9 protein-coding genes are annotated in these 12,948 nt (G+C 36.1%); 1 reads left to right on the forward strand and 8 read right to left on the reverse strand.

Annotated features, from left to right (window positions below; genetic code table 11):
- Positions 1-86: 86 nt before the first annotated feature.
- The 3 genes from G7050_RS13930 to G7050_RS13940 form a co-directional block, all read right to left on the reverse strand.
- Positions 87-4,001 carry a two-component regulator propeller domain-containing protein gene (locus G7050_RS13930; protein ID WP_166116481.1) on the reverse strand — a complete coding sequence of 1,305 codons (3,915 nt, stop codon included), beginning with the start codon at positions 3,999-4,001 and terminating at the stop codon, positions 87-89.
- Positions 4,002-4,133: 132 nt separating this feature from the next.
- A complete protein-coding gene (locus G7050_RS13935) occupies positions 4,134-5,069 on the reverse strand; it encodes a YafY family protein (RefSeq protein ID WP_166116483.1) in 936 nt (311 codons plus the stop codon).
- A 95-nt stretch (positions 5,070-5,164) separates the two neighbouring features.
- The gene (locus tag G7050_RS13940) at positions 5,165-5,584 is read right to left on the reverse strand and encodes a VOC family protein (RefSeq protein WP_166116485.1); all 420 of its coding nucleotides are present in this window, start codon (positions 5,582-5,584) and stop codon (positions 5,165-5,167) included.
- A 217-nt stretch (positions 5,585-5,801) separates the two neighbouring features.
- Here G7050_RS13940 and G7050_RS13945 point away from each other — a divergent pair, with 217 nt between their 5' ends.
- Positions 5,802-6,269 (forward strand): GNAT family N-acetyltransferase, encoded by a 468-nt coding sequence (locus G7050_RS13945; RefSeq protein WP_166116487.1) that lies wholly within the window; start codon positions 5,802-5,804, stop codon positions 6,267-6,269.
- 24 nt (positions 6,270-6,293) lie between these two features.
- Here the strand turns inward: G7050_RS13945 and G7050_RS13950 are convergent, their stop codons facing one another.
- From G7050_RS13950 to G7050_RS13970, 5 genes are all read right to left on the reverse strand, one after another.
- The gene (locus G7050_RS13950; RefSeq protein ID WP_166116489.1) at positions 6,294-7,226 is read right to left on the reverse strand and encodes a DUF1848 domain-containing protein; all 933 of its coding nucleotides are present in this window, start codon (positions 7,224-7,226) and stop codon (positions 6,294-6,296) included.
- A gap of 27 nt (positions 7,227-7,253) precedes the next feature.
- Complete coding sequence (locus G7050_RS13955) at positions 7,254-8,114, reverse strand: deoxyribonuclease IV (protein WP_166116491.1); 861 nt, start codon at positions 8,112-8,114, stop codon at positions 7,254-7,256.
- 185 nt (positions 8,115-8,299) lie between these two features.
- On the reverse strand, positions 8,300-8,845 hold the full coding sequence (locus tag G7050_RS13960; protein WP_166116493.1) for a lipocalin family protein: 546 nt from the start codon (positions 8,843-8,845) through the stop codon (positions 8,300-8,302).
- Positions 8,846-9,071: 226 nt separating this feature from the next.
- Complete coding sequence (locus G7050_RS13965) at positions 9,072-9,329, reverse strand: GlsB/YeaQ/YmgE family stress response membrane protein (RefSeq protein WP_166116495.1); 258 nt, start codon at positions 9,327-9,329, stop codon at positions 9,072-9,074.
- Positions 9,330-9,571: 242 nt separating this feature from the next.
- Positions 9,572-12,796 carry a S41 family peptidase gene (locus G7050_RS13970; protein ID WP_255499312.1) on the reverse strand — a complete coding sequence of 1,075 codons (3,225 nt, stop codon included), beginning with the start codon at positions 12,794-12,796 and terminating at the stop codon, positions 9,572-9,574.
- Positions 12,797-12,948 lie beyond the last annotated feature (152 nt).

Consider the following 12,948-nt stretch of genomic DNA (forward strand, 5'->3'; position numbering starts at 1 on the left):
GGCTCATCATCCGTCAGGCTTCCGACCTTGTCGATTGTGCGGGGTACTCGCAGGGCGAATGAAAGCGTTAAGAAACAAAACATAGATTAAATATCAGCTAAGTATTCACGGGGAGTTTTCCCAAATTCGGCTTGAAAGCATTTTGAGAAATACGAATGATTAGAGAATCCGACCATGTACATAACTTCTGCTATGGTAAATTTCTTTTGAGCCAACAGCATCGCAGCTTTCTTGATACGGATAGAACGTATATATTCAACAGGCGACATACCTGTCAATTGTTTTATTTTGCGATACACCTGCTTGGAACTGATACCCGAAATTGTACATAAAAGGTTTACATTGAGATCTGAATCATCGATGCGATCTTCTATTATTTGGGTAATTTCGGACAGGAATTTTTCGTCCAGCGATGTAACCTCTGTAACTTTCGGAGTAGTTATATTTTCGATTCTCAATTTATCCTCTATCTGCTGCTTACTTTTTAATAGTTGCTCTATTCTCGATAATAATATTTGAGGATCGAACGGCTTAGGAATAAAAGCATCTACATTAATATTTATGCTTTCCAATTCCGTTGTTTTATCATCTTTGGCCGTCAGCAGAATAATAGGAATAGTAGAGGTCGGTATATGCTTACGTATGCGACGGCTCATTTCCAATCCATCCATAATGGGCATCATTACATCTGCAATAATCAAGTCAGGATGAAGATTTAAGCTCATCTCCATACCCATTTTTCCATTGTGAGCTATTTCAATTCGATATTTACTAGTAAGTACCTGACTGATAAAATCGGCTATTTCGGCATTATCATCGACTATCAAAATCAGAGGTCTATTTGATTCATCGTTCTCACCCTCATCAATCAAGAATTGATTGTCAGTTGCAGCCTCATTTTTCAGAGGAAGTGATATAGTAATTGTAGTTCCCTTATTTTCTTCTGACTCTACGGTTATTTTTCCACCATGCTGCTCGGTATATGTTTTCACCAAATACAAGCCAATACCTGTTCCGTCTTTATCTTTTGCCGTTTTAGACGATTGATAAAAGCGTTTAAACACATACGGTATTTCTTGTTGCGGAATACCAATACCTGTATCGCTTACAGATAGTTCGAGTATATTTTCGTCCTCTTTACAAGTCAAAGAAAATACAACACTGCCCTTGTCAGAGGTATATTTACAGGCATTCGAAAGTAAATTGTTCAGTACCGATTCTATTTTCAGGACATCAATCCGTATATATATTTTCTCCTTATTGGTATGGAATGAGAAATTGATATTTTTCGCCTTATATCCTTCTTCATAAATAGAAAAAAGACTCTTTGCAAACTCGACAAATTCAACCTTCGAGAATATCAGATTCGAATTTGTACTACTATCGGTTCTATTAAAATCGAGTACCTGCCTGATTAGTGAGTTTAATTTCAAAGCATTGCGTTGCACACCCTCTAATTGCTTTTTCTTTTGCGAATCTTTTATATCGAGTAATAATTGGCTGACAGGTGCTATTATCAAACTCAGAGGAGTTTTAAACTCGTGAGATACATTGGTGAAGAAGTCTATTTTAAGATTCGATAGTTCAAGAGTCTTCTCTTTTTCGATCCTTTCTATCCTCAGATTATTTCTTACCCTGAAAAAGTTTATCACCCACAGTATCAATGCCACAAAAAGTAATACATAAAAACTTTTCGCCCAAAATGTATAATACCACGGCGGAGTAATATGGATAGTGAAAGAATATTCAACATCTGATGGCTTACCCGATACATCCAGTTTAGTTATTATCAGATGATATTTACCATATTCTAAGTTAGAATACGATATTCTGTTTGTATTATGGCTCAATATATTCCAGTCCTTATCAACCTCTTCGAGTTTATAGACAAACTTATTTTCTTCTTCCTCCGAATAGATTAAATCGGAAAATTCAAAAGTCAGATTGTTCTGTTTATAGTTTAACTCTATACCCTTCATATGCCTGATGCTGTTGCCTTCGAGATTATACAGCTGATCGTTTATATACAAAGCCGTTAAGACAATAGGTGAATAAGAGTGATCACCTTTCAGCATATAGGGAGATAAAATCGCCAATTCATCTACGCCTCCGAGATAAATCTTATTATTCTGACTATCAAAAAATCCGCTAGTGAATGACTTGCCCGTTGCATTGAGCCTCTGTACATTATAAGTATACTTATCAACCACCCAAATACCATCGGTCGTAGACAGCCATATGTGCGAACCTTCCTCAATCATACAGAGTATTTCACTATCTCCAAAAGCATCAAACCGAATAGACTCCAAAGTATCATCTTCAGGATTTATACGTACTAATCCCCCTCTGAATCCTGCCCAGATAAAGCCTTCCTTATCACAGATTATGTAATTGGGATTTTTATTTTTCGTACTGTATTCAATAGGTATTTTAGTTATCTTTTTTGTCTTGATATCAATTTTATCAATACCATTGTTGTATAGTAATACCCATGTGTTACCCCGATGATCGGGTATTATTTGATTTATAAAATTTCCCGAAAGTCCATCAGTTGTCGAAAAATTATATTCGGCAATATATGTACCCGATGATTTCAGAAGCTTCTGCTTATCTACCACAAATACTCCCCCCAAGCAAGTTGCAATCCACAAACGATTATTATCATCCTCAAACATATGGTATGCCCAATTCGAATTATAGGTATGCGTACTGTCTATAATATTGTAATGTACAAACTGCTTTGTATTGTAGTCATACCTGTTGATGCTGCCATCGGTAGCTATCCAAAGATTGTGGTCTTTATCCTCATAAATTTGCCTGATTCGGTTGTGCGATATCGGATATTTTTTATCTCCCATCCGATACCAAATCGCATTTTGAGGCTCATCGGTTAAAGAAGAAGTTCGGATCAACCCATTCGTACCTCCAAGCCAATAATTATTTCGGGAATCTTTATAAAGGGCATAAAAGCGGTTACCATCGCCCACTCCCGTTATTTGAGAAATGGGTATCGGCTGAAATATTTTATTGAATCTTGCCAATGATACACCATAATCTGTTCCCAACCAGATATTATTCTCTTTATCAATAAATATACCCCAGATAATATTATTTATAAGTGATTTTTCGTTTCGTGAATCATGGACAATATGTTGAACTTCTTTCGTTTGTTGATCGTATATGTATAAACCATTGTCGGTTCCGATCAAAAGCTGATTATTGGAATCTATCGCCAATGATTTTATCGAATTGTTATGAAAAAAACTTATCTCTTCCGCAGATTTCGTTTTAGGATCGTATCTGAACAGAGCACCTTCGGTTCCAATCCAGATACAATCATGTGCAACATCTTCATATAAAGAATTGACAAACAGATTGCTTCTTCTTAAATCAGTAGGTAAGTTTATTTTCTGAAACTTATCGGAGCGTGGTATATACTGACAAAATCCATCATATGTACCCACATAAAGGGTGTTGTTTTTTGTTTTTATGATAGAGTAAATCGTTTTATGAGGCAAGCCAGTATCTTTCTTATCGCTCACATTTTCGAGCTTCCTATCCTTTAAATCGTAACGGAATAGCCCATTGAGCGAACCTATCCATAATACATTATCAAACGTGGCTAATGCCCTGACATCCGATGGAAATTGAATATTGGGTATTTCTTCGTATTGGTCTGTCTTGTAATTGTAGAAAAGTACACCATTGTCTGTCCCCAAACATAAATGATTGTCATCTAAAGGAATAATACAGTATATTAACGTATTCGATTTTTCGTTAGTCGTGAAGTGGGCTTGAGAAGAATACCCGTCGTAGCTAAAAAGTCCTTTATTGGAACCAATCCAGATTAACCCTTGTGAATCCTGTGCAAAACAATTGATAACAGATGTCTCAGCACCTAAGCTTATATTCTTAAAAGCCTGATAATTTATTTTTTGCCCCCAAAGAGATATGCAGGTAAAAATAAAAAAGAAGAGACTAAACGAAAATTTTCTGTACATCAAGTATGAAGAATAAGGATTTCTACAAATGTAAGTTTTTTTGATTAAGTTCAAATAAAACAGATGAGAAGATAAAACCTTTTAGGCTACAGAAATCCTGTAGAAGAATAATAGCCTTTTAATCCTCCATTTTCATAGTTTTGACTTTTGAAGTATTTCTTTGACAGCGATTTCCAGATTGTTGGGTGAAATAATTTTTGCAATATCAATATAAGACAAATACCATCGGGCAAATCGATCTATCGAAAAGATCATAAAATGTAGTTCGACCTTATCTTCGTTATCCTTTTCGGCAATCAATCCCTGATAGTATTTACTATCATCAATAAAAGTCAAATCGTTCTTACTAACTTCAAGAATCACTTCTAGTAAATTGTCTTTATCTTTCAACGATTTTAATAATGAATTTAAAGGAGGATGCTCCTGCTCAAAATCTTCATCTGTGTTAATAATCTCCTGAATCCTGTTTACCCGAAACGTGCGATAATCTTTCTTAGTATTACAGAACGCAATAAGATACCAATGAGACATCGAAAAAAAGATACCAATCGGATCTACCTTTCGAATACTTACTTCTTGCCTGTTATATGAGAAATAAGAGATCTGAACCTTTTTACGCTTAGATATTTCACACATTAAGAGTTGCAGGATATTCTGAGAGTCTGAAGGATTTTTAAACTGGAGATCAAGAGAAGATACATTATCAGTAAAATTATCCATAGCTTTCATATCCGCCAATCGCATAACCGATTTAATCTTTTCTATCCCCGATTTATACCCTTCCTTAAAACCGGCATCCGAAAATCGGTCTACCAGTTTCTCTGCTGCCAAAAAGGCAAATGCTTCTTTTTCAGTAAACATAAGCGGTGGTAATTTAAAACCTTCGACTAAAGAAAAACCCATACGTGAATCTCCCGCAATTGGGATACCTGCTTCATCCAACGCTTTCATATCCCGATAGACTGTTCGGGGAGTGATGCCAAAACGATTGGTAATTTGCTTCATATTCACTGATGACGATGATTGAAGCATAATCAAAATAGCAGACAGGCGGTCGATTCTATTCATATTCTATCTTTGAGTATAATATGCAAAAATAGAATATATTGGAAGAATAACTCATTTTCGTCCAATATATTCTTTATTATCAATCAAATGTAATCTTATGCCGAATAGTCGTCGTCAGTCATCATAATAAGCCATCGGATACCAAACTTATCTACGACCTCGCCGATAGCTTCCGAGAAGAATGTCTTTTCTAGAGGTGTTATAACCTCTCCGCCTTGAGATAAAAGATCGAAAGTACGGTGTAATTCTTCCAAATCGGTAAACACTAACACTTGCTTAGCATTATTTCCACCGTTGACTGTTTGTCCATTATCAGCATCCTGCCCACCAATTTCGAAATACTTTGTTTTTAGAACCATATGAGAAATTTTTTCCCCCTCCTGTTCGTTCACCTGAATGCTTTTATCCTCTGCTTTTCTGAATAGAAAAACAATATCGCCATTAAAAGCATCTTTATACAAGTTGAATGCAGCTTCGCATGTTCCGGAAAAAACCAGTTGTAATTTAAGTTTCATAATCATTTATTTTTGTTGTACACATTATCTTATCGAGAGCAAATATAAATGGGAATAGAGACAACCCTATGTCGCAGTTTTTTAAATAATTCTACGAATTTCTTTATATTTAAGGTTTCAAACTTTGTATTGCTTTTGAACTGTTATAATCATAAATTGTTGCAATAAACAATTTATGACTATACATATATACAACAACCAAAATAACAGACCGAATATGATAGAATATCGCAAAGCGACACCCGATGATGCCTCTTTACTGGCACAAACAAGGGTTCAATTTCTGAATGAAGTAAATAGTAATAGTACAGGTGATGATAACGAAGAATTATTTATCAATAATAAGATATACTTCGAAAAGGCTTTTCAGGACAAGAGTTTTGTTGCATGGATAGCTTTTGATAATAATGAAATTGCAGCAACAAGTGGCTTAACTCTGTTTTCATTACCTCCTAACAGAAGCTGCCCCGATGGTAAGGTGGCTTATATAAGCAACATGTATACATTACCCAACTACCGGGGAAAAAGTATTGCTTCACATATTTTTTCGTTAATTATGAACGAAGCTAAAGGTTTGGGTTATACTAAAGTGATACTGCATGCAACTGATTTAGGAAGACCAATTTATACTAAATTTGGGTTCGTGGATTCTAAAGATGAAATGATATATTATTTTAAAAACTGATTTGTATAATTACTTTCATCCTATTTAGAACAATGTTTTCTGATTTGTTCTTAAAAGCTTCATCTCTTTATCTGTGATAATATCATTTTCATGAGGGTATCCTAAAAGTTTAGGCGAGTTTTTGTCATGTAATCTCATGTTTCGGTATACTTTATCGTTATTGGTAGTTGCATAACAATAAATACAGCCATGAGGGCAGCTATCATAAGTGCCAATGTCTATACTTTCAATGCAATTACACATGAGCCGTTGATTTTTATCCTTCTTTGAAACAATCGGACAACCTATAATTTGCTCTATCATTTCTTTATCGATACAAGCACCATGTAAAATATCAAACTCGCTTAAATCAATATCTTCAGCACAAGTTTCAAGTTTGAGATGAGTTCCCGATACTGTTTGAGATAAAGATTTCATTATTTGCCTGATCTCATACTCGGACATCGGGCTTATATGAAATTTATTGAAGATGTTTTTTATGTGGGAATAATGGTCTATAAAGCTGATTATACATTTACCTGTGTAATCTTTTAACTGCGAAGCCATTTGAAAGAATGCTTCCTGATGAAATTCAATAGAGTGTTTCTCATTAATGAAAATAGGATCGTATCTCCAAACAATTTTATCAGGTCCTATTTTATCCGACAATTGCTTGAATATTTCTATACGCTTGGCAACCGGAGGCAATTTTGCTTCAATATCATTTTCATAAGGCGTTAGTGTAAATTGGAAATAGTATTTGTACTCCTTCAATTCGTCAAGCCTAGCAATCATCGGATATGGATTCTTCGACCAGAAGATCAAACAATCTATCACATGGGGGTTCAACAGTACTTTACTGAATCTGTTAGGATTACGGGGATTTTGTACAAGCACATACCCCTCAGCCAAACGATTAAAGAACCAATCGGAATATAAAGCAGGAATATCTGTACGTCTACTTACACTTACAATCATATCCCATCCTTATATTCTATTTGCCTATTAAATACTTTTTGTAGAAACACATTCAGTTTCCTGATACATCTCTTTGAGTATTTTTATTTCTTTTGCATGACCATCCAATTCATTCGGAGTTTCGAGATAGAAAGGCAAATGAGTCAGTTTAGGGTGATTAATTATACGCTTCATGGTTTCGAGTCCTATCGATCCTTCTCCAATGGTAGCATGTCTGTCTTTACCACTTCCCATAGGATTCATACTGTCATTCAAATGTATGGCATATAATCTCTCTAATCCTATTACTTTATCGAAATGAGTAAGTACCCCATTCAGATCATTTACAATATCATAACCGGCATCATATATATGGCAGGTATCAAGACAAACTCCCATTTTATCCTGTAAATGAATACCATCTAATATCAGTCTCAACTCCTCAAAAGTTCTGCCCACTTCGCTACCTTTACCTGCCATGGTTTCGAGCAATACGATAGTAGTTTGTTCGGGAGTAATAATACTGTTCAATGCTTCTATAATCTGACCAATGGCTATATCTATAGGTTGTGAAGTATAACTGCCGGGATGAAAATTATACAATTTGCAAGGCAGTTGTTCCATTCTTAGTAAATCATCGGTCATCATTTCACGCCCAAACTGCCTTGTACGCGGTTCGGCAGAGCACAGGTTCAAAGTATATGGTGCATGTGCCAATATGGGGGCAAAGTTATTTGCTTCCATTAATTGAGCTAAAGCTTGGGCATCTTTCGGGTCTATTGCTTTTGCACTTCCTCCCCGTGGATTACGAGTGAAAAACTGAAAAGTATTTGCTCCAATACTTAGTGCATCCTTACCCATGGCTTCAAAGCCTTTCGATATTGACAAATGACATCCTATATTCAACATTTTGTATTCTTATTTATTTGTTATAAGGTCAAAGACCTTTTTATTAAGTCATTAAGCATATAAAGACTATCCTTTTATGCACCTTCCGGCATATAAAGATAGTCCATATATTATTTACTTTGATGTCTATTAACAACAATTATCAATAGACAAAACTTAAGATAGTAGATTTATAATAGATGATTCTATTTACGATGTTCTACCCAAACCAGTTGAGAAATATCATACCCTAAACTTTCAGCCTTCTTGAGATAGGCTTGTTTTACTTTTTCGGGCATGGTTGGTTTTCGGGAAAGTATCCATAAATATTTAAGGCTTTTGCCTGCTACCAAAGCATATTTATAATCGGAATCAATAGCAATTACATTATAGCCTGCATAGAATGGACCGAAAAACGAAACTTTAAGTTTTGCTTCATCCGACGAACCTACAAATTTAGCTTTACCAATTGCTTCTTGTTCTTTATTTTTTACGTAATTGTATCCTCTGTTGACGACTTTAATACTTCCGTCTTCATTTACAGAATATTCAGCGGTTGTATTATTCATATTCTTCTCATAGCGAAAATCCAAACGTGCTATTTCATACCATTTACCCAGGTATTTTTCTTTATCGAATGGTTTTACAGCCACAACACCTTTGGGGATTGTTTTGCACGAACTGAGTGCAAAAGCCAACGTTGCCCCCACAGCTAATACCGAACAGCCAATTAATAAATCTCTATTTTTCATAATCCGAACTATTTTAAGTAAACGAAAATATTTAATGATATATTTTAAAAATACAACTATTTATCGCTGCTTTAATAACCAAAGTAATAAATAGTTCTAAAAACTTAATTTCTCTATTGATAAATAATCTATTTTATATAGAAGAAGGCAGATATCTCTGCCTTCCGTATTACTAATTATATTTGCCGAGATTATATTTTAGAACTCGCTTTTTATATTGAATTTATCAGACGTTCTTCTTTCGGAACAGCGATATAATCCAAAGTAGAACAACGGCTCCTACTACCGACATGATTAGTGTTCCGATGATGCCGCCCGTGGTAATACCCAATAAGCCGTAAAGCCATCCACCCAAAACACTACCGATCAAACCGATTATTAAATTAATAAAGAAGCCGAAACCATTGCCTTTCATTAACCAACCGGCAATAGCTCCTGCCGAAACTCCTATAATTATTGACCAAATAATTCCATAACCTTCCATAATATACTTGTTTTAATTAATATTGATTTAGACATTAATCTTTGTGATAAATAAATCAACTACAATTAAAACAATATAAAACAAAGTTTTGTTCGATATCATCTATTGAACCCAATTGCCAAAACATGACACATATCGTTTCTTGGAAAGCCCATCAGCAAATAATTCCTTTAATTTTCCGACAAAAAAACAGGCTTGTATGGAGATACAAGCCTGTTCTATATATACTATTCTTAATACTGTTACTTATTCCATACTCTTGGAGCAGGAACAGGTTTAAGAGGCTCTCTGTTTTTAAGCTCTTTTGTCACCTCCTCAATTGCTCTATCAAGTTGTTGATCTTCGCCCGCCCACTCTTTAACAGGATCGTTGTCTATCAAAATATCTGGATCGACACCATGATTTTCGATAATCCATTGCCCTGTTTTGGCATCGTAACTTGTAAAGAATGGTACTCGTATATCCGTTCCATCAATAAATGGTAAAGAACCCGATATACCAACTATACCGCCCCAAGTACGTGTACCGATAAGTTTACCTAAGCCCAGGGCACGGAATCCCCAAGGAAAAAGGTCTCCATCGGAAGCCGAATATTTATTGATCAAACATACCTTAGGTCCTACCTGAACTGCATCGGGCACAGTACCTACACGAGTCGAGCCACGACGCATAGTCAAACGGTAAGGCTCACGAGCCAAACGTTCCAAAATCATGGGCGATACATTACCTCCTCCGTTTGCTCTATCATCAATAATCAAACCTTCTTTATCTAATTGAGGATAAAAATAACGTGCAAACTCATTTAATCCCTCCACTCCCATATCGGGAATATAGATATAACCTATCTTACCGTTAGAAGCTTTTTCTACTTTCTTAAGGTTGTTTTGAACCCATTCGTAATGATATAGCGAATATTCCTCTGCTAATGGACTGATAACTATTTTACGTGCACCAGCCAACTGAGCTTTACTATTCAATGAAATCTCGGTAGGTACACCCGCTTTTCCGACTAGTAGCGAATACATATCGTTCACGCTGTTAGTAGGAATACCATCAATGGCAACTATAAAGTCTCCTGTTTTGGCATCTATACCTGCATCTGTTAGTGGTGACCGCAGATTTTTGCTCCATGATGCTCCTTGCAGAATCTTTTCGATACGGAAAAAACCACTGTTATCTCTCGATATTTCAGCACCTAACAGGCCTGTATTGATACGTTCGGGACGGTCTACCTCTCCGGGGTTAACATACGCATGTCCGCAGTTCAACTCCCCAATCATTTCACCTATTACATAGTTCAGATCGAGACGGTTCTTTACATAAGGTAAAAGAACGGCATACTTTTCTTTGATTGCTTTCCAATCTACACCATGCATATTTTCTACATAAAATCCGTCACGATACACACGCCAAGCTTCATTAAATATCTGATTCCATTCTTGTGGATAATCTGTCGTAATTTTCATATTCGAAAGATTAACAGGGTCTTTCAAATCGGTTTTCCCTGTTGGAATAGCAGTTATAAATACCTGTTTGTTCTTTAAGAATAATGCTTTCTTATCGTGATTTTCGATATATATAGAAGCACCCTCGGCAATAGTTTCTTCTTTTTGGGTCTTCAGGTCAAATACGGATGCCGATCCGCCTTTGTTATAGTATACTTTAGCACCATCCGAATAAAATCCCCAATAATTAGAAGGCTCGAGAGGTAGTTTGATAATGCGGTCTGTTATTCCGTCAAAGTCTATTTTTACAAAATTTGTAGAATCTTTCTTTTCGGCTCCTGCTTTTTTAGAACCTGTAGTATTATCTGATTTTGGTGCGTTGTTATCTACTTTAACTTCCGCATCTTTCTCTAAGAAAGGCGAAGGGGTTGTTTTCGATAGAAGAGCCATATAAACACCATTTGTATTTGGATATACATGATTCCATTCTTTAGATCCATAGATTGGATTAAAGCCACGTGCGGAAGCAAATATCAGATATTTACCGTCTTTACTGAAAACAGGACTGTATGATTCATACCATTTATCGGTAACAGCAGTTTCTTTCTTCTCTGCAATATTGAATACATATATTACATTGAATTCATTCGATTCGCTACGAGTATAAGTCAGCCATTTATTATCAGGAGAGAAAGACACTCCACGAGGCTCACTTACTGGATCAGTTAATAGTACCGTTTTTTGTTTTGTCGCAACATTCAACAAATTAATCCTGTTCTTTCGATCCGTATATACTATTGATTTTGAATCGGGGCTCCAACTGAAATCACGTATATAAGTATCATTATTAGAGGTCAGTTGTACAGGTTCCGAGCCTGTTGCATCCTGTATGTACAATTCGGTTTCGCCTGTTTTATCCGAAATATAAGCAATGGATTTTCCGTCGGGCGACCATTGTGCATTTCTATCATGTGCGCCGGGAGATCGTGTCATATTTTTAGTTACACCTTTATCGGCAGGAAGGTTAAATACTTCTCCACGAGCTGTCACAACAAGACGCTCTCCATCGGGCGACAGGCTTACAGCACTGATATATTTCTCTCCATTCTTGATTTCGCTACGTGCATAAATATTATCCGAAGACAGTGTGATATCAACCTTCACCGGCTGTTTGTTTCCGGCATCCAGCTTATAGATATATCCGCCGTTTTCGAATACAATTGTATTACCATGATATGTGGGAAATTTCACATCATACTCCGTGAAGTTGGTTACTTTAGAGGTTTGTTTAGTCTTCGTATTATAAACGAAAATATTCATGGTACGGTCTCTATCCGATATAAAATAAATTTCATCACCAATCCACATAGGCATAATATCCTGTGCGTCGTTATTCGTTATATTTTCAACTGATTTGGTAGCAGGATCATACACCCAGATATCATCTGCCATACCACCTTTATAATATTTCCATGTACGGAATTCACGCATCACACGATTATAAGCTAGCTTTTTACCATCAGGCGAATAGCTGCAAAAGCCACCTTCGGGTAATGGAATAGTTTCCGACAGTCCACCTTGGTTGCTTACCTGCTTCAGTTTTCCTGTAAATCCATCGCTTATGCGATTGCGATACACAATGTTTTTGCCGTCGGGAGTCCATGCCATAACAATATTATTAGGTCCCATGCGGTCGCCAATATCATCGCGGCTATTGGTTGCAGTATACGTAAGGCGAAGGGGTTCTCCTCCCGATGAGGGTATTGTAAATACCTCGGTATTACCATCGTATTGTCCTGTAAAGGCAATGGTTTTGCCATCGGGCGAAAATTTAGGAAACATCTCATATCCGACATGAGAAGTCAAACGTTGAGCTTCACCTCCATTGATGGATGTTTTATACAAATCGCCGGCATACGAAAATACAATCTCCTGACCATTTGTGGCAGGAAAACGCAGTAAACGTGCTTCTTGAGCCAATATCTGCGGCAAGAAACAGATCGCAAATACCAAAAATAACATTATCTTTTTTCTTGTAATCATAATATAATAATGTAGGAGTTAATTTTTCATATAAAAACAAAGGTAAAGGTTTGTAGCGAAAGAAAAACAGTTTATTCTATTTTTCACCGTAGATCAAACCAAATCTATCTATAAAAATATATTACTTCGCT

Origin of the sequence: Dysgonomonas sp. HDW5A (genome assembly GCF_011299555.1) — a bacterium.
Lineage (GTDB): Bacteria > Bacteroidota > Bacteroidia > Bacteroidales > Dysgonomonadaceae > Dysgonomonas_A.